Source organism: Kurthia sibirica, assembly GCF_003143975.1.
GTDB lineage: Bacteria > Bacillota > Bacilli > Bacillales_A > Planococcaceae > Kurthia > Kurthia sibirica.
Genome location: NZ_QFVR01000027.1, coordinates 1 through 19,184, shown reverse-complemented (window position 1 = coordinate 19,184; position 19,184 = coordinate 1). Strand labels below are relative to the sequence as shown.

18 protein-coding genes are annotated in these 19,184 nt (G+C 37.2%); 9 read left to right on the top strand and 9 right to left on the bottom strand.

Features of this window, described 5'->3' with window-relative positions; translation table 11 throughout:
* Positions 1 to 136 precede the first annotated feature (136 nt).
* Positions 137 to 697 carry a DUF5366 family protein gene (locus DEX24_RS14925; RefSeq protein WP_109307214.1) on the top strand — a complete coding sequence of 187 codons (561 nt, stop codon included), beginning with the start codon at positions 137 to 139 and terminating at the stop codon, positions 695 to 697.
* 283 nt (positions 698 to 980) lie between these two features.
* On the opposite strand, the gene DEX24_RS14920 is transcribed toward DEX24_RS14925, so the two are convergent.
* Positions 981 to 2,825: a transglycosylase domain-containing protein gene (locus DEX24_RS14920; protein ID WP_307725583.1), complete on the bottom strand. Its 1,845-nt coding sequence runs from the start codon at positions 2,823 to 2,825 to the stop codon at positions 981 to 983.
* Positions 2,826 to 2,891: 66 nt separating this feature from the next.
* The gene (locus DEX24_RS14915; protein ID WP_109307212.1) at positions 2,892 to 4,112 is read right to left on the bottom strand and encodes an MFS transporter; all 1,221 of its coding nucleotides are present in this window, start codon (positions 4,110 to 4,112) and stop codon (positions 2,892 to 2,894) included.
* Positions 4,113 to 4,295: 183 nt separating this feature from the next.
* Here DEX24_RS14915 and DEX24_RS14910 point away from each other — a divergent pair, with 183 nt between their 5' ends.
* Entirely contained in the window at positions 4,296 to 4,889 is a 594-nt protein-coding gene (locus tag DEX24_RS14910) for a peptidylprolyl isomerase (RefSeq protein ID WP_109307211.1), read from the top strand.
* Between the two features lie 20 nt (positions 4,890 to 4,909).
* Entirely contained in the window at positions 4,910 to 5,119 is a 210-nt protein-coding gene (locus DEX24_RS14905; RefSeq protein ID WP_373863587.1) for a hypothetical protein, read from the top strand.
* Between the two features lie 90 nt (positions 5,120 to 5,209).
* Here DEX24_RS14905 and DEX24_RS14900 read toward each other — a convergent pair whose 3' ends face one another.
* A complete protein-coding gene (locus tag DEX24_RS14900; protein WP_109307209.1) occupies positions 5,210 to 6,382 on the bottom strand; it encodes a MalY/PatB family protein in 1,173 nt (390 codons plus the stop codon).
* Between the two features lie 79 nt (positions 6,383 to 6,461).
* Here DEX24_RS14900 and DEX24_RS14895 point away from each other — a divergent pair, with 79 nt between their 5' ends.
* Positions 6,462 to 6,716: a DUF1871 family protein gene (locus tag DEX24_RS14895; protein WP_307725582.1), complete on the top strand. Its 255-nt coding sequence runs from the start codon at positions 6,462 to 6,464 to the stop codon at positions 6,714 to 6,716.
* A 344-nt stretch (positions 6,717 to 7,060) separates the two neighbouring features.
* Here DEX24_RS14895 and DEX24_RS14890 read toward each other — a convergent pair whose 3' ends face one another.
* Together DEX24_RS14890 and DEX24_RS14885 are read right to left on the bottom strand one after the other, a co-directional pair.
* A complete protein-coding gene (locus tag DEX24_RS14890) occupies positions 7,061 to 7,270 on the bottom strand; it encodes a helix-turn-helix domain-containing protein (RefSeq protein WP_307725581.1) in 210 nt (69 codons plus the stop codon).
* A gap of 82 nt (positions 7,271 to 7,352) precedes the next feature.
* The gene (locus tag DEX24_RS14885) at positions 7,353 to 8,681 is read right to left on the bottom strand and encodes a sodium-dependent transporter (protein ID WP_109307207.1); all 1,329 of its coding nucleotides are present in this window, start codon (positions 8,679 to 8,681) and stop codon (positions 7,353 to 7,355) included.
* Positions 8,682 to 8,883: 202 nt separating this feature from the next.
* Here DEX24_RS14885 and yugI point away from each other — a divergent pair, with 202 nt between their 5' ends.
* The gene (gene yugI, locus DEX24_RS14880) at positions 8,884 to 9,267 is read left to right on the top strand and encodes a S1 domain-containing post-transcriptional regulator GSP13 (RefSeq protein ID WP_109307206.1); all 384 of its coding nucleotides are present in this window, start codon (positions 8,884 to 8,886) and stop codon (positions 9,265 to 9,267) included.
* Between the two features lie 92 nt (positions 9,268 to 9,359).
* Here the strand turns inward: yugI and DEX24_RS14875 are convergent, their stop codons facing one another.
* On the bottom strand, positions 9,360 to 10,673 hold the full coding sequence (locus DEX24_RS14875; protein WP_109307205.1) for an AAA-type ATPase lid domain-containing protein: 1,314 nt from the start codon (positions 10,671 to 10,673) through the stop codon (positions 9,360 to 9,362).
* Between the two features lie 138 nt (positions 10,674 to 10,811).
* On the opposite strand from DEX24_RS14875, the gene pruA reads away from it, so the two are divergent.
* The 3 genes from pruA (at position 10,812) to DEX24_RS14860 (ending at position 14,979) form a co-directional block, all read left to right on the top strand.
* Complete coding sequence (gene pruA, locus DEX24_RS14870; protein WP_109307204.1) at positions 10,812 to 12,356, top strand: L-glutamate gamma-semialdehyde dehydrogenase; 1,545 nt, start codon at positions 10,812 to 10,814, stop codon at positions 12,354 to 12,356.
* A 60-nt stretch (positions 12,357 to 12,416) separates the two neighbouring features.
* Positions 12,417 to 13,610, top strand: coding sequence for an ornithine--oxo-acid transaminase (locus DEX24_RS14865; RefSeq protein WP_109307203.1), 1,194 nt, complete (start codon positions 12,417 to 12,419; stop codon positions 13,608 to 13,610).
* A gap of 124 nt (positions 13,611 to 13,734) precedes the next feature.
* Positions 13,735 to 14,979, top strand: coding sequence for a Glu/Leu/Phe/Val family dehydrogenase (locus DEX24_RS14860; RefSeq protein ID WP_109307202.1), 1,245 nt, complete (start codon positions 13,735 to 13,737; stop codon positions 14,977 to 14,979).
* A 171-nt stretch (positions 14,980 to 15,150) separates the two neighbouring features.
* Here the strand turns inward: DEX24_RS14860 and DEX24_RS14855 are convergent, their stop codons facing one another.
* Genes DEX24_RS14855 through DEX24_RS14845 form a run of 3 tightly spaced genes read right to left on the bottom strand, consistent with a single transcriptional unit; the run spans position 15,151 to position 17,633 of the window.
* Positions 15,151 to 15,885 (bottom strand): metallophosphoesterase, encoded by a 735-nt coding sequence (locus DEX24_RS14855; protein ID WP_109307201.1) that lies wholly within the window; start codon positions 15,883 to 15,885, stop codon positions 15,151 to 15,153.
* 23 nt (positions 15,886 to 15,908) lie between these two features.
* The gene (locus DEX24_RS14850; RefSeq protein ID WP_109307200.1) at positions 15,909 to 16,898 is read right to left on the bottom strand and encodes a cation diffusion facilitator family transporter; all 990 of its coding nucleotides are present in this window, start codon (positions 16,896 to 16,898) and stop codon (positions 15,909 to 15,911) included.
* A gap of 15 nt (positions 16,899 to 16,913) precedes the next feature.
* Positions 16,914 to 17,633: an MgtC/SapB family protein gene (locus DEX24_RS14845; RefSeq protein WP_109307199.1), complete on the bottom strand. Its 720-nt coding sequence runs from the start codon at positions 17,631 to 17,633 to the stop codon at positions 16,914 to 16,916.
* Positions 17,634 to 17,771: 138 nt separating this feature from the next.
* Between DEX24_RS14845 and DEX24_RS14840 the strand changes: the two genes are divergently transcribed.
* The gene (locus DEX24_RS14840; RefSeq protein ID WP_109307236.1) at positions 17,772 to 18,677 is read left to right on the top strand and encodes a DMT family transporter; all 906 of its coding nucleotides are present in this window, start codon (positions 17,772 to 17,774) and stop codon (positions 18,675 to 18,677) included.
* Positions 18,678 to 19,184 lie beyond the last annotated feature (507 nt).

Sequence of the window (19,184 nt, the reverse complement as noted above, 5' to 3'; positions counted from 1 at the left end):
TCAGTATAGCTGATATTTTAAAGCTTTGCATGGCAATAACTACAAGACAAGCCTTGAATAGTGTGTTGATTTTCCGATATTATAAATAAGAAGAAACGTCAAAAAAATTAATGAAAAATCGAGGGCAAAAATATTTATGAAAAATCCATATATCTATGGTTATTTACCGTTAATAACGATTATTCTATTTAGTTTAACGTTTGGCTTATACACCGTTACTGAAAGTATTGAGATTTTTAAGAAAATCGGTGTTTATACTGGCGTGAGAGAGTTTCTTTCAGAAATCCAATTGCGCGTGTTTCTCCTGATTGTCATCGCAACGATTTATTTCATGATATTTTCTGCGTTGAAATTAATCGGTGAAACGATTCATGATATGGGTATGCTCTTCTTTTCAAAAGATATTGAAGGAAAAGGAGTGTTCGCTTTAAAGGGTGGCAGTGTCATCTTTTTCTTCGGTTCACTGCTCTCAGCCATCGGCATTACGAATATCTATATCTTGGCAGCGATTTTCGTCGTGACAATATTCATTTATTTTGTTTTTGTTATTTATAAAATTAGTGTTCATGTATCATTTGGTGCCTCAGTTGGGGTCATGTTATTTGAAATGGTAACTTGGGTAGTCATTATTACATTGGTCGTTTATGCCTTTTTCAAATTGTACAATGGTATCGTATCAAGCTTACCTTTCAATTAAAGATGGAGAGCCTGAGACAACAGTATTTTCAACAAAGAAAATCCCGTATGATTTTTCGAAATCATATGGGATTATTTATTTCAATCACTTTCCGCGGACATGGCTTCAAGCTCCTCGTCACTGCATTCTTGTGGGATTTTCTGCGCGTTCAATTGATTTGATTATTCGTATGTGAGACATACTATTTTTGTTCTGTCCCAGGCTCTTTTTATGTGGAAAAGCGTTGTTAATGATATAGCTCTTGATGAAGAAGAACTACAGATCAACAACGCTAAAGTAAAAATCACTTCATAATGGCACTGAATATTTTATGGTGAAGACGTTCTTTTTCAAGAGCCTCCATTTCAATTGGTGTATCATACCCTAACCAAACAGCCGCTGTATACTGTGATGATAAACCAGCTAGCCAATAGTCTTTGTATTCATTTGTCGTACCAGTTTTCACGCCAATATAATCGCTTGAAGATGAAATACCTTGACCCGTACCAGATGACACGGTTTCAGCCATTAAACTTCTAATACTTGTAACGGTTGAAGGTGACCATATTTGCGTATTTTTTTCAGGCCATTCGTAGAGTAATTTGCCATCACGTGTTTTGACTGTACGAATAGCATGGGAACGATTGTAATTGCCATTGATAAATGACGTGTAGGCATCAGCTAATTGATAGCTGGATACACCATGTGTGAAACCACCAATCGCAGCACTATAGCTCAAATCATTTTTCATAGCACGATCAAACGCAAAAGGTTGTAAATATGAAAATGCTTTGTCCATCCCAACGCGATCAAATAAACGAATAGCGGCAGTATTATAGGAATTTTTGAAAGCTGTGCGCATCGTTATATTATCGACAGTAATATTGCCATAGTTTTTTGGGCAGTAGTCTCCTTTGCAAAATGGAGCACCGTTAATAACAGAATCAGCGGTCACCTTGAATTTTTCTAAATAAGGAGCATAATCTAACAATGGTTTAATGGCAGAACCTGGTTGTCGTTTAGCCTGATAGGCACGATTGAAGTCGAATTTTCGATAATTTTTACCACCGTAAATAGAGACAACCTCACGCGTATTATTGTCAATGACAGTGGCTGAGGCTTGAAGCTTTCCTCTATTAGCTAATAGGGCGCTTGTCGCTTGCGTATCATGATTTTGCTTATTGACGTCCAATGCCGTTTGAATAATAACACCTTGATTGATTACGGCATTCACTTTTTCTGTTAATTTTTTGTCGAGGCTAGCCACTTCAGGTGATGTTTTAGCTTCTTCAAATAATTTATGAAAACCGTCAACTTCTGATATTAGACTACGCAATTCAGACATGACGTAAGTACTATAGGCAGGGTATAACTGTTTTTTCTTCTTGATTTTTAAGGTAATGGGTTCTTTTTTATACTGTGTAGCTTTTTCTTCAGAAATTACATTTTTTTCGACAAGCTTATTCAATAAACGAAGTTGTCGTTTTTTTGTATTGTCAAAAAAACGTAATGGGTTGTAAAGACTTGGGTTATTTGGAATAGCGCTAATAAACGTAATTTCTGCCTTCGATAAATCTTTTAGTGGTTTATCGAAATAATACGTAGCTGCACCCCCGATGCCGTATACGCCATTGGCAAAGTACATTTCATTTAAATAAGAATTTAAAATTTCGTCCTTCGTAATTCTTTGCTCGATTTCATACGCGTAAAAAATTTCAAGCATTTTACGTTCATATGTTTTTTCTTGTGATAAGTAACGCATACGTACAAGTTGTTGCGTAATGGTACTCCCACCCTGTGAAGAAACACCACTATCATTATTGGCCATAAAGGCACGGGCGATTGCAGTGAGGTCAAAGCCCATATGCTCATAGAAACCAGCATCTTCACTTTGAACAAATAATTGCTGTGCAAAAGTTGGAATATCAGCAAGTTTTAGTGGTTCACGCCATTCTGTATATTCCTCAGAAAAAGTGTTGTTATTGTCATCCCTTAGAAGGGTAGGAACAACCGCTTGCTTCTCAGTCATTTGAACGGAGGAGGAAAACTGTTTGCTAAAGGCTGATGCCGACTTCAATTCAACGCCAATCTTTGTGAAAAGAAAGACGATCAGAGGCAGCATGCCAATAATCAATAAAATTCCGAACACCTTTCTCAAAATACATCCTCCTATATTGGTGAATACTTACAGTTGTAGCATAGCATAAAGTGCGCTTTAACTGCGTTCTTTTATTATATCGTCTAAATGTTGTAAAGGTTTCTTTCTGACGACATTTAATATAAGAAAAGCGATTAAAAATAAGAATGCTGTGCTATAGAAGACGGCTGAAATCGAAAAGATACCACTGATGAAACCACCAAATAATGGACCGATAATATTGCCGAAGAAACGGAAACTTGTACTATAACCCATCACTTCTCCTTGAATGCCAACAGGTGCTTCGCGTCTAATGAGTGCAGTTGTTGTAGGAATCAACCCCCCGATGACAGTACCGAATAAGAAGCGTAAAATAATGAGCTGCCATAAAGCAGATACCCAAGCCTGTGGAATCATGAAAACAACGGACAAAGCTAATAGGATGACTAACACCTTTTCATAGCCAATGTGATCACCCATTCGCCCCCAAAAACGAGCGAAAAAGATATTACCCAGACCAGCAGCACTAAATGTTAATCCCGCTAAAAAAGTAACTTGTGTGGTTGTTTGCACGAGATCGGACACATAGAGTGACAATAAGGGTTGAATGGAAAAGTTGCCAATTTGGATTAATGAGGTAACAAGCATGACATTAAAGAGTAGTCGATGTTTAAAAATACCACCGAGTACTTGACGACGCGTATAAATAACTTCGTGTTTCTTCTTTTGTCTTTTCAATTCTTTGACACCAAAAAAAATAATAATAGCAGCTAGAAAAACCGAAGTAGCGGTGATGAAAAACGTATAGTGGAAACCAAAAGAGTCAGCAAGTAGACCTCCAACAATCGGACCAAATAAAGTACCAGATACACTACCCATTTGAAGGGTGCCCAGTGTTTTACCAGCATTTTTTTTATCCGTTTGTGCACTGATAAAAGCGAGCGAGGTGGGTATGAAACCGGTCACGACACCCATAGCAAGACGCAAGAAGAAAAACTGCCAAACATTTGTTACATAGGCCATCAACAGGATACTGATGGCTAAACCAATTGCATTTATGATTAAAATTGGTTTATAACCATACTTATCTGCAATGCGGCCCCAAATAGGCGACATCAGAAAAGCAGATATAAAGGTTGCTCCAAAAATTAAACCTGCCCATTTTTGGACATAACTTTCGGAGAAATCACCCATCGTTTCAATGTATAATGAAAGGAAGGGCATAATCATCGTCATCGTACCAGCGACGAGTAGATTTGAAATCCAAATTATGATGAAGTTTTGTTTTTGTCTGTCCATAAAGTCACTTACTTTCTATATAATCAATATTTTATTCGGTGTAATAGATGCTTTAAACTGAAAAAAAGTGTTTTTTATGATAGACTATGACAGGATATATCCAATCGTGAATCTAGTTGTTTACCAATTATTTTTCCCTTTTGCGAATTGTCATAAACTTTTAAAATCAAAGGAGAGACTATAATGTTTCCACAATTAAATTCAGAAGTACAAGAAAATGAAATTCTAGTTGAAATGGATACTACAATGGGACCAATCGAAATTAAATTATTCCCAGAACTAGCACCAAAAACAGTAGAAAACTTTTTAACACATGCAAAAAATGGTTACTATGATGATATTATTTTCCACCGTATTATTAAAGATTTCATGATTCAAGGTGGAGATCCAACTGGTACAGGTATGGGCGGCGAAAGCATCTACGGTTCAAACTTTGAAGATGAATTCAACCCTGAGCTTATCAATATGCGCGGTGCACTTTCAATGGCCAATGCAGGTCCAGGAACAAATGGTTCACAATTCTTCATCGTTCAAGCATCAAATGTAGACCCATCAATGCTTAAACAAATGAAAGATTATGACTACCCAGAAGAAGTGATTGAAGCCTATGCAAAAAATGGTGGTACACCATGGTTAGATGGCAAGCACACAGTATTTGGTCAAGTTGTAAAGGGCCTTAAAGTAATCGATCAAATGGCACAAGTTAAAAAAGATGGTCGCGACAAGCCAGTAGAACCAATTTCAATTGTAGGAATCAGTGTATTAAACACAAAATAATATAGAGGAGGCTCATGTCATTGAATACTTGGGTGCTGAATCTATTTCTCTACTTCCCGGAAGATAAACGTGAATATATTCCAGCCGTTATTGAGCTGACAATTATTCTCGCGCTATGTGTTATCGTTTTTTTCGCTATTCGAAGATCTGCGGCAAGACAATCAATAAAAGCAAAAGAGCTGGAAAAAAAGATTTTAGAAAACAACAAGCAAGATATACAAGGGCAATAGCTCCATTCTATAAAAAAAACTCCGGAACGTATTGATACGCTTCCGGAGTTTTTTTGATTGCTCAAAGGCTCATCTTGCGCAGTATGTTCTTTAGTTGAACGCTTTGATAAAACGTTCAACACCCTGTTCTAATGTCTGGCGTGTACAAGCGATATTCATTCGAAGGAAACCATCGAAATCAGCGCCGTATTTTGTGCCAGGGTCAAGGGCGACACCTGCATCTAATAGTTTTTGCATTATTTCTTTTTCAGCAATACCTGTTTTACGTATATCAATCCACATTAAGTAAGTAGCATCCGGTTTTGTAATCGTGATGTTTGGCAATGCTTTTTCAATTGTGTCAATGGCATAATCTAAATTAGCATTTAAATAAGGAATTAAATCATTTAGCCACTCTATGCCTGCATCAGAGAAGGCTGCTTGCACGGCTGTAATAGCAAAAGTATTCAAACCCATCTGACCATGTTTAGCTAATGTGTTTTGTATTTTTAAACGTTTTTTAGCGTCACTTGTGATCATCATAGAAGCCTGAATACCAGCAATATTAAACGTTTTAGTAGGAGCCATACATGTAATGATATTATCTGGTGTAGCAGAAACTTTTGCTAGTGGGATATGTTGTTCACCATTTAACATTAAATCGCAATGGATTTCATCCGAAATAATTAAGACATTATTTGCAGCACATAGGGCATCAATTTTTACTAATTCATCTTGAGACCATACACGTCCAGCTGGATTATGTGGGTGACAAAACACAAAAATTTTCACTTTGTCATCTTGTAAAAGTCGTTCGAAATGATCGAAATCAAAATAAAGTCGACCTTTTTTTTCGATGAAAGGTGATGATACTACTGTACGACCCAATTGGCGTGGAATATTAAAAAATGGTGGGTAGACAGGCGAGTTGACGATTACAGCATCATCTTCTGTAGTGAACGCTTCAATAATTGTCGCAATCGCTGGTACAACACCCTGATGATACATAATATCATCATTATGTATATGCCAGTTATGACGACGTTTTACCCATGATGTTACAGCAGTTGCACATGCCTCATTTTCAAATGTATAGCCGAATAACGGGAAATCAAGACGTGCTTTTAATGACTCAGTAATGAAAGATGGTGCGGCAAAATCCATATCTGCTACCCACATTGGAATAATAGAAGAAGCATCTGGAATAGTGTAGACCTTCTCCATTAAATCCCATTTCAGTGATGCAGTATTTTTTCTATTAAACGTTTGATTAAAATGACTCAAGTAAATCCCTCTTTTCTTTTTTTACAACTATGTTATCATATCTTTTATGACATGAAAGTAGATAGGTGACCATATGGATATGATCGTAATGAAGCGCAAAGCGATTCACATGCTAGAAAATTGGCAGCCAACCGAGTTGAAAGGTATACCACTAAAATCAGAAGCTGTAGCGGTTGTTGAGGAGCTTCAGCATATTGATAGCCCGACAGACTTAGGTAAAACAATTCAAGGGATTTATGAGCAGTCCATTTCTATTTGGATTCCTTTTGAAAAATGTGTGGAAATTTCATACAAGTTACTTGCTATAAAGTTTGAAGCAAAAAGTATTTTATAGCAACTACTATGTACATAGAACACTATTGCTTCGTCAAACGAAGTAATAAGGGGATTGTAGCATATACAAAGCTAAATATATAGTTCCAATCCTAGTTAAGCAGCACGAAATAATGAAAAATTCTAGCCATACTCTCTATACTGGACTATGCCTGTTTTTGTGGATGAAGTTTAGCCTCTAGTTGTATGTAATCAGTCTAACAAGCTAAAAAGTCCAACTGTTAGGTAGTTATGAAAGAACAGAACCGAAAAAAACAAGTCAATTAAGTGAGTAAAAAAAATGAGAAATCGCATTTAATCGCGATTTCTCATTTTTTGTAGGCCTCAAAAGAGGGAGTGCTTGTTTTATTTCAGACCGTCCATCAAGTTTGAAATAGGAATTTCTAATGCGTTTGACAACTTTAATAGGGTTGCTTCGGATGGCACTTCTTCACCAGATTCGTAGCGAGCTAGTTTTTCAGAGCCGACACGTGTTTTAAGCGATAGTTCTTCAAGTGTAATCTTTTTTTCTTCGCGAATCTCTTTGAGTTGATCGCCAAGTCTATTTGTCATCATATGAAAGCACCCCTTTATAACAGATTCTATCATTAGTATAACATGTTATAAAGAACGGAAAAAGTGACAAATATTAGTATGTTTATCCTTTGATACCTTGGATTAATACAATAATAATTGCTATTGGAGCGATATAACGTACGGAGATACGCCAAATTGTGAAAATCCAAGGTTTAACCGGTAGTTCGTCCAATTGTTCGATGCGTTTTAGTTGATAGCCTGCGAATAATGACACGAGCAAAGCGCCAATTGGCATACCAATGCTATTCGTCAAAAAGTCAGCAAAGTCAAAAATGGAGCGGTCTGCTATTTTAATATTTGCTAATTTACCAAAGGACAATGCACTTGGGATACCGATAATGAAAATACCAATACCACATAACCAAGCATATTTTTTTCGTTTTTCAAACTTGTCTCCCATTGCTGTTGCTACAACAATTTCAAGCATAGCAATTGCAGAAGTAATCGTGGCAAATAATAATAAGATAAAGAAGATAATCAAGAAAAATGAGCCGAAAGGAATTTGGTTAAAAACGGCCGGAATAATGATAAATACTAATCCTGGTCCCTGGTCTGGTGAATACCCTAATGCGAAAACCGCTGGGAATATTACAAGACCTGCTAGGATAGAAATAATAATATTTAAACCAGCCACATTAACTGCAGAGCTACCGATATTTTCATTCTTCTTCAAATAGGAAGCATAGGTTAACATAGCTGCTACACCAACACTTAGAGAGAAGAAGGCTTGTCCAAGCGCTTTGAGTAAGGTGTCGAAGGTCAGATAGGACCAGTCGGGAACAAACATAAACTTGACGCCAGCCATTGCGCCATCTAAAGTCAATGAACGGATGGCCAAAATGATAAAGAAGATAAAGAGTATCGGCATCATCCATTTAGATGATTTTTCAACACCATTTTGAATGCCGCTCGAGATGATTAAGACAATAATTAGTAAAAATGCGCCTTGCAAAACGATCACTTCGGTTGTATTAATCGTAAGGTCTGCAAATAGTTTTCCGAAAAACTCATTATGATCACTCGTAAGTTTAAATTGTAATGCACGGATCAAATACCCAAGTATCCAGCCGCCAACTACACTATAAAATGACAGAATAATTGCTGAGAAGATGAATCCCATCCAACCTGTTAAAAACCACGGTGTTCCGGGCGCTTGTTTTTTAAATGACGATACTGCGTCGACTTGACCACGTCGTCCAATCATAAATTCTGCTACCAATATAGGCAAACCAATTACTAAAGTACATAATATAAATAATAGAATAAATACACTACCACCGTTAGTACCTGCCATATATGGGAATTTCCAAATAGCCCCCAAACCGATTGCACTTCCTGCAGCGGCAAGAATAAAACCGATTTTTGAGCCGAACTGATCCCTATTAGACAATTTTTATATCCTCCTTGAAAACAATATTATTTCATTTTACAACAATCAACGTAATAAATACATGGCAATAGTAAGAAAACATGTGAAATTAAAGTCATAAGTATACTGTCAATAAAAGGGTGTCACTTTGCCGGCTAATTCTTCTATGATATAATTCTTATTGAAAATATAATTAGATAATCAGCTAGAAAGTGGGATGGCGATGTCAAACAAATACAAAGTGGGAGACGTGGTGACTGGTACGGTTACAGGCATCCAACCATATGGTGCGTTTGTGTCGTTAGACGAGGAGACGCAGGGGCTCGTCCACATATCTGAAATCACTTATGGGTTTGTCAAAAATATAAGTGATTTCATTGCAGTGGGTGATGTCGTCTCGGCAAGAATTTTAGAAGTTGAACACCCAAATAAAAAAATCAGTTTATCCATTCGGGCATTGCATGATAAACCACAGCGGAAAAGGGAAGTGCCGCCAAGAAAATCATTGCAAGCACGCGTCGATGAAAAAGACGATGTCGGGTTTGCTTCATTAGAAGCGAAGCTCGATGATTGGATTAATGAATCAGGGTTCAACAATCATAAATAGTTAGACATTTGCACTAATCGACCAAACGTCTCTCCAAAACTTTATAAATGTAAAAATGACACAGCCAATTGCAATGATGGCTGTGTCATTTTTTATGTGCTTTTCATTTTGCGAATACGGTATTGTAAATTTTGACGACTCATACCAAGTGCCTCTGCAGCACGCGTAATATTATGGCCGTATTTGTCTAACACTTTATTTAAATAATATGCCTCGGCCTCGCGTAAATAATGATCGAGAGGCATCAATTCCTGCTCCGCTTGAATGACAAAATCCTCCGCATGAAAAGTTGTATTTTCACGATACTCCTGCACTTTTAATTTAAAATGATGTGGGAGTAAATCATACGTAATATATTCTTCAGTAGAAATCATCGTACCCATCTCATCGAGCAATACTTCAAGTTCTTTTAAATTACCAGGCCAATCATAATGATTGAATAATTGTTCGACTTCATTTGTGACACCTTTAAGCTGGTTACCAAAAACGCGGCGATAGCGTGCGAGATGACTTTGGATAAAGGGGGATATATCGTCTAATCGTTCGCGTAGTGGTGGTATGGTGATGGACATAGCAGCAAAGAAATAATAGAGTTCCTTCAAGAGTTGCTGTTCTGCTATTAAGTCAATTGGATCATTTCCTACGCTCGCGATAAATAAGTGTTCTCCGCTATAATCTGCCAACAAATCAACTAATTCCTGCTGCTGTAACATCGTTAAATATTCAATACGTTCACAGAAAATCGTGCTTTTTTCTAGATGTTGCAACTGTTCGTTCAATTTTGTAATAATCTGTGGGTCAGCTCGATTACAATAAACAGTAATAAAGTCATTCAGTTCTGGTTCGGTTGCATGATGAATGCCTTCAGCTACCAAGTCTTTTCCTGTACCTGATTCACCGATTAATAGTACAGGTAGTCTAGCGATAGCTGCTTTGTTTGCGATTTGAAGAACGCGACGCATTGCAGTCGATACTGCGGTAATGCTATCAAAGGTAATCGATTCACCATAACGTTGTAATGGTTGGTGGACCAGTTTTTCTAATGTGGTAATATCACGTGAAAATTCGATTGCACCAACTAAATGACCATCCTCAATAACTGGGTATGTATCATTAATCGTTGTAATTTCTTGTCCATTTTGATTCCAATAGGTTTGTTTAATATTCAAAACTTCATTTCCGCTTTGTAAAACGCGCAAAAGGGTGGACTCTTCTGCATTGCTAAATCTAAAAACATCTAAAATAGAGCGATCAGACATATCGTCTAAATTTAAGCCTTCAATTTTTTTCATCTTATCATTGTAAATAATCGTCTGACCGAGCGTATTTATAGCATGAATGCCGATTGCGTTGTTATCGGTAATAAAGTTGTAAAACACTGTTAAATCAACATTGTTCTTTGTCATTTTATTCACTCCAAAAAATAATTTATAAAAAATCCAATCTTTTACTTGAAAAGTGCAACATTCTCTTGCATTATTATAAGTGCAAAGAGGGTATAAACGCAAATTTTTTTTGCGCTAAATAAAAGGGAGGCTATAAAAATGATTCCGTATCAAACAGAGGCATTATTAGATTTTTCAAATGACAGTAATAGTAAGGCATATAAAGAGGCGCTCACAAAGGTAAAAGAGGAGCTGGGTAAGGAGTATCCGTTAGTAATAGGTGGCGAGAAGATTTATACAGACGACAAAATCATGTCATATAATCCAGCAAATAAAACACAGGTAGTTGGTAAAGTATCAAAGGCCTCAAAAGATTTGGCAGAAAAAGCAATGCAAGTTGCTGATGCAACATTTAAAACTTGGAGTAAAGTAGATGCACAAACGAGAGCAGATATTTTGTTTAAAGTGGCAGCGATTACAAAACGTCGTAAATTTGAAATGTCAGCGATGATGACAATCGAAGCAGGCAAGCCATGGGTGGAAGCGGATGCAGATACAGCAGAAGCAATCGATTTCTTCGAATATTATGCGCGTCAAATGCTCGCATTAAAAGATGGCAAACCAGTGGAATCTCGCCCAGGTGAATTCAATAAATTCGATTATCGTCCATTAGGTGTTGGTGTAGTAATCTCTCCATGGAATTTCCCATTTGCTATCATGGCAGGTACGACAGTAGCAGCAGTTGTAACAGGAAACACAGTTTTACTTAAACCAGCATCAACAACACCAGTCATCGCATATAAATTCATGGAAATTTTGGAGGAAGCAGGTCTGCCAGCAGGTGTTGTCAACTATATCCCGGGTTCTGGGTCAGAGATTGGCGATTATTTAGTTGATCATCATCGCACGCGTTTTGTATCGTTTACAGGTTCTCGTGATGTTGGACTACGCATTAATGAACGTGCTTCAGTATTAAATGAAGGCCAAATTTGGATTAAACGTGTCATCGCTGAAATGGGCGGTAAAGATACAATTGTTGTCGATTCAGAAGCAGATTTAGAATTGGCTGCACAATCTATTGTCAAATCAGCATTTGGTTTTTCAGGTCAAAAATGTTCAGCTTGTTCAAGAGCAGTTATCGTGGAAGATGTGTATGATGAAGTATTAGCGCGAGTAGTTGAATTAACGAATGACTTAACAATTGGTGACCCGACAGATCCTAATAATTTTATGGCGACGGTCATTGATGAAGCAGCATTTAAAAAAGTAACGTCTTACTTTACGATTGCTAAAGAAGAAGGTCGTATCGTAGCAGGTGGTACGGCAGATGACTCGAAAGGGTACTTCGTAAACCCAACAGTCGTTGCCGATGTGGCACCAAAATCACGCGTCATGCAAGAAGAAATTTTTGGACCAATCGTTGCCATTGCAAAGGCGAAGAATTTTGATGAGGCATTAGCCATTGCCAATAATACAGAATATGGTTTAACAGGCGCTGTTATCTCAACAAATCGTGATCATTTAGAACAAGCACGCGAAGATTTCTTTGTTGGAAATCTCTACTTTAATCGTGGCTGTACAGGGGCAATTGTAGGTTACCAACCATTCGGTGGTTACAATATGTCAGGTACTTGTTCGAAAGCGGGCGGACCAGATTTCTTAACATTGCATATGCAACCAAAACTTGTTTCTGAAACATTTTAATAAATGCTATGTACTTCATGTACATAAATCGAGAAAACTACCTAATAGGAGGAAAATAATATGACAAAAACACAGCAAATCATCGAACAGACAAATTCAATCGGTGCGTTAAACTATTTACCGTTACCAATCGTAATCTCAGAAGCAGAAGGTGTTTGGGTAAAAGATCCAGAAGGTACAAAATATATGGATATGTTATCGGCCTATTCAGCAGTAAATCAAGGACATCGCCATCCAAAAATTATTCAAGCGCTTAAAGACCAAGCGGATCGAGTAACATTAACTTCACGTGCATTCCACTCAGATCAACTTGGACCATGGTATGAATTAGTTAGTAAATTAACTGGTAAGGAAATGGTATTACCAATGAATACAGGGGCTGAAGCCGTTGAAACCGCTTTTAAAGCAGCACGTCGTTGGGCGTATGATGTAAAAGGTGTTGCAGATGGTCAAGCAGAAGTAATTGCGTGTAATGGGAATTTCCACGGACGTACAATGTTGGCAGTATCTCTAACATCGGATCCTGAATATCGTCGTGGTTTCGGACCATTATTACCAGGAATCAAATTGGTTGATTATGGTGATTTAGAACAGTTAAAAGCAGCGATTACACCAAATACAGCGGCATTTTTAATAGAGCCAATTCAAGGCGAAGCGGGAATTTTGTTACCACCAGCAGGCTATTTAAAAGCAGCACGTGAATTATGCCGTGAAAATAATGTATTATTTATTGCAGATGAGATCCAAGTTGGGTTAGCTCGTACAGGTAAAATGTTTGCATGTGAGTGGGAAGATGTTAATCCGGATATGTATATTTTAGGTAAAGCACTTGGTGGTGGCGTATTCCCAATCTCTTGTGTCGTTGCAGATAAAGAAGTGTTAAGTGTATTCAATCCGGGTTCACATGGTTCGACATTTGGGGGTAATCCATTAGCATGTGCAGTATCGATTGCTTCAATCGAAGTATTACAAGATGAAAAGCTGGCAGAGCGTTCATTAGAGTTAGGTCAATACTTTATCGATGAACTACGCAAAATTGACAATGATCATATTGTAGATGTACGTGGTCGTGGATTATTCATCGGTGTAGAATTAGATACAGCAGCTCGTCCATACTGTGAAGAGTTGATGACATTAGGGTTATTATGTAAAGAAACACATGATACAGTTATTCGTTTTGCCCCACCACTAATCATCTCTAAAGAAGAATTGGACTGGGCTTTAGAGAGAATTAATAAAGTCTTTTCGAAATAACGAGAAAATACGAGTAAAACTACTAGAAAATATGTTACAATATGGGCGATTCAATAGCTTATAGAGTCGGAATAACTCTATAGAAATATTGCAAACTAATACAGTAAAGAGGCGAAAAAATCTCATGGCAGAAAATCTAAACCTGTTCACATCTACTCAAGCAGTTATTCACAAAGCATTAAAAAAACTTGGTTACGATGAAGGGATGTACGAATTGCTAAAAGAACCACTTCGTATGTTAGAGGTGCGCATTCCAATCAAGATGGACAACGGTCAAGTTAAAGTATTTACAGGATACCGTGCACAGCATAATGATGCTGTAGGACCAACAAAAGGTGGCGTTCGTTTTCACCCGAATGTTTCGGAGGAAGAAGTAAAAGCTTTATCTATGTGGATGACGCTAAAAGCAGGGATTGTAGATCTACCCTATGGTGGCGGTAAAGGTGGCGTAATTTGTGATCCACGTACAATGTCGATGAACGAACTAGAAAAACTTAGTCGTGGCTATGTACGTGCAACGAGTCAAATTGTAGGACCAACTAAAGACATACCGGCACCAGATGTGTTTACGAATGCTCAAATTATGGCTTGGATGATGGATGAATATAGCAGAATGGATGAGTTTAACTCACCAGGCTTTATTACAGGGAAACCAATCGTATTGGGTGGTTCATTAGGTCGTGATAAAGCGACAGCACAAGGGGTTACAATCGTAATTGAAGAAGCGGCAAAACGTCGTGATCTGAAAATTAAAGATGCTCGCGTAGTGATTCAAGGTTTTGGTAATGCTGGTAGTTTTTTAGCTAAATTTATGAGCGATTTAGGTGCAAAAGTTGTAGCGATTTCAGATGCTTACGGTGCGCTTTATGATCCAGAAGGTTTAGATATTGACTATTTACTTGATCGTCGCGATAGTTTTGGAACAGTAACGACTTTGTTTGAAAATACGATTTCAAATAAAGAGCTTTTAGAATTAGAATGCGATATTTTAGTTCCTGCAGCAATTGAAAATCAAATTACTGCTGAAAATGCACATAAAATACAAGCGAGTATCGTAGTAGAAGCAGCCAATGGGCCAACTACTTCGGAGGCGACTAAGATTTTAACTGAACGTGGCATTTTATTAGTTCCAGATGTATTAGCAAGTGCGGGTGGCGTGACAGTATCTTACTTTGAGTGGGTACAAAACAATCAAGGCTATTATTGGACAGAAGAAGAAGTAGCAGAGCGTTTATTGAAAAAAATGATCGATGCCTTCAATAATGTATATAATGTTGCAACATCACGCAATATTGATATGCGTTTAGCAGCATATATGGTCGGCGTACGTAAAACAGCAGAAGCATCACGCTTTAGAGGCTGGGTATAAAATTAAAGGTACACAATAAGTAGCGTTGGTGAAGAAAAAAGCACCCATTGATCTGTAATGGGTGCTAATACTTCACTAACGTTATTTTTTTGTGAAATAAACTTATGCCTGTCTGAACTACATGTGAGCAAGTGACGTGTAGACCAATTGTATGTCGATGGACATCACAATTTATTTTTGCCTGTATGAAATTTGTTTGTTTTGAACGCTAACTACTTTTTGTGAGGGAAGTTCTAGGCAATTAAGTTGCCCGCCGAAAACAGCGCCCCCATCAATCCCGATAATACGATTTTCCCCAAAATATATATCGCTTTTTCCGCGTTCTCGATGAAGTCTTGGGGTAGGAGTATGACCAAAAACAACTGTTTTATCTCCAGCGTAGTCGCGATGGAATTCGTCACGAATCCATAAGAAATCCTTTGTCGTATTTTTTGCAAGTGGTAATGTAGGATCAACCCCAGCATGCACAAAAATATAGTGTTCTTTCTCAATAATCGTATCTAAATGGCGAATAAATTCAAGATGTTCTATAATTTTATCTGTAAAAAAAGGCTGCAAAGAGAAGTGATTTAAATCGCCTGCTTGTTCAAGCTGTTGAGCAGAGAACCCGTAGCTAGCCATCGTCTCAACACCTCCAGCAGTGTGCAACCAAAAATCCCAATCATATTTATTTTCTTTTTCAAACACATCGAGCATAATTTGTTCATGATTCCCCATTAATACTTGTGCACCCGCTTTTTTTAAGTCAATAATTTTATCTAAAACACCACTTGGGGAGGGGCCGCGATCAATATAGTCACCGAGAAGTACAAGTTCATCCTCATCGGGTTGGTAATTGACCCTTTCCAGTAACTCCTCAAACATTTCAAGTTCCCCATGGATGTCACTAATCAATAAAGTTCTCATACCATAAAAACCTCCTCTATGTTTTAATCGTTTGTTTTTAAAGATTCAGGACGATCTGCAATATGATTCCAGTTGGTCACACCATCATCTTCATCAAAGGCTATCGTAACACGAGATACATTTTTTTGTGAGAGTAGAATGCTCATCAAATGATCACGAATATCATCAACTGCAGCAAATGATAGTGTCGCATCAACTTCCGCCATCAGCTCGACATGAAGAAATTCACCTTCTTTAATCACCTCAAGCTTTTGGATATCACGAATATGCTCATCATCAGAAACAAGGTGAGCAATATGATTTAACATCTGTTCGTCCGTTTCACCTATTGCGCCACGTGCATTTTCTAAAAAGACTGTGCCAACTACATAAAACATCATCACGCCAATGAGGATGGAAGCAATACCTTCAGCAGCAGAAAATCCAGCATAATGAGAAATAATAACCGATATAATAGCGATCACACCACCAGATGTTGCAACACTATCCTCCATAAAGACCAACTTTGTTGCAGGTTTTGCATGAGAGAGATACTTAAAGGCTTTTGGTAAAGCAGTGAGAATGGTGGTCCGTTGACCTGCCTCTGTCACAATTTCTTTTGCAGCTTTTAGTAAAACAGCTCCTTCTAAGATAATACCAAGAGCTAAAACGGAAAGTGTAATCCATAAACCAGTTGATTCCGTAGGATGTTGAATATGGTTCCACCCTTCAATAATCGTTTCATATGCTAATATACCAACGATTAAAACGGCACCTAAACAGACAAGGTTAACGACGCGCCCAAACCCAGTCGGAAACTTTTTTGTAGGTGCTTTTTTTGACAGTGCGGAGCCGATGAAAACAAAGAACTGATTTGCAGCGTCACCTAACGAGTGCATCATTTCGGCAAACATGGCGACATTTCCTGTGAATATAAAGGCAATCCCTTTTATAATTCCGAGTAATAAATTGACAAAAGCGGCTAGTAAAGAAGGTTTATTCCCCTCTTTTAATAAGTGTAGTATATCTTTCATTGTATTCACACCTTTCTATAGTATTGAAACTTCAATATCTTTAACGAAATGAAGTTTTTTTAATTCACTGTATAAGGATAAGGTATCATTTTCTGGTAAGGAAGAAAATCGAATATCAATTTCATGGATTATATCTTTTTGAGGATCAACAATATCTTTAATTGTTATACTTTCCATAACAAAATCCTGACTTTTTAAATATTCAATAATACGTTCTATATCATCAGATTCCTCTAAGCGGATAATAACTTGAACATCCTGCATACGCAATCGTTCTGGACCAATTCGCGTAAAAACAGGGGCAATAACTTCCACGCCAAATAAAATGATTAAAACGGCTACAATAGCAGGGATATAAAAACCAGCACCTACAGCAATGCCGATACCAGCAGCGCCCCAAATCATGGCTGCCGTTGTTAAGCCACTAATACTATCATCCGTTCTTTTCAAAATGACACCCGCCCCGAGAAAACCAATACCACTAACAATTTGTGCAGCTAACCGAAGAGGGTCTACCGTCACATTAATACCAGGAACGGGTGTGGCTTCATAGACAGACTGTACAGATATAATTGTTAGTAAACAACTAAAAGTTGCGATAACTAAGGATGTTTTTAAACCAACAGGTTTTCTTTTCAACTCACGCTCTACACCGATGACAAGACTTAAAACGGCTGCAATCACCATTTTGATAATCGATTCATATAAAAAAGGAGTAGATGTTAGAAATTCCATTCAATCACCACCAAACTTTAAATTTTAAGTAACTTTTAAGACACTAGAAATGATAGAATGGTACAGATGTGTCATATGTTTATTTTACAGTATTTAACAATTTGTAAAAGTACTATTTTAGTGAAGAAGGTGATTGTAATCGAAAAACCATTTATGCATCCTTATATTGTCATATTTATCGGAGTACTATCTGTTTCAGCATCTGCTATTTTTGTTAAGCTAGCAGATGCCGAATCAGGTGCGATCGCTTTTTACCGCATGTTGTTATCCGTATTAATCATGGCACCGCTCTTTTTTGCAAAGTATTTGCATGAATTAAAGAGCTTAACATCACGAGATTGGCTTTTCTCAACAATCGCAGGAATTTTTTTAGCCTTTCATTTCATTCTTTGGTTTGAATCATTGCGGTTTACATCTGTTGCAAGTTCCACAGTACTAGTTACCCTCCAGCCATTATTTGCAATCGCAGGTACCTATTTTTTCTTTAAAGAAAAAATAGTAGGTAAAACAATCATTGCAGGTATTATTGCGATTAGTGGGAGTGTATTAATAAGCTGGGGAGATCTTCAAGTTGGAGGAACGGCATTTTACGGAGATCTTCTGGCGTTAGCAGCTTGTGCGTTGGTAACAGGATATATGCTTTTTGGGCAAGATGTACGTAGCAGGGTAGGGTTAACAACGTATACAATGGTTGTCTACACGGTGAGTACAATAACTTTAGGTCTGTATATGATTATAAAAGGCGAATCGTTTGGACCGTACGAACCCAAAACGTGGATGTGGTTTATGTTATTGGCGTTAATTCCTAATTTACTTGGACATAATCTCTTTAATTGGGCAGTGAAATATGTATCTGTAAACGCGATTTCAATCGCCATTTTATTTGAACCAATCGGGGCATCTATTTTAGCGTATTTAGTTTTCAAGGAAGCCTTGATCAGTACGCAATATATTGGCGGAGCAATTGTGATTCTCGGTATATTATTATATGTTGTTGATGGTAAAAAATTAATTCAAGCAATCAAAAGATTAAAACGTTTATAAATTAGAAGGACTCATTTGGAAAAATCTAAATGAGTCCTTCATTTATTTTAATTAGTTTAAAAAGAACATATAATAGGAAGAAACACATGGATAAAAGAAGTTTCTGAAATAGTTATAAATTATTAATAAAATATTAGTATAATACCTTTACAAATATAAGAATATGTATTATATTAATACATGTCGTTAAGACAACAACAAACGAATCAAACATCGTTAAGTAAAATTATTTTACAAAAGTTATTGACAAACGAATAACAAAGATGTTAATATGAGTAAGTCGTCAAGAACTACTGACGCAGACGGAAAATATTTTAAAAAAACTTCTTGACAAGAAAAATAAGAGGTGTTATAATATTGAAGTCGCTGAAACAAGACGGCAAAACATGAACCTTGAAAACTAAACAAGCAGTGAAGTTAATCAATATAAAGTCTTACAAACTTTAATTAGTGCGTAAGCAAACGAAGACATTCTATTCGTAGAATGTCGTTATCGAAAGATAACGC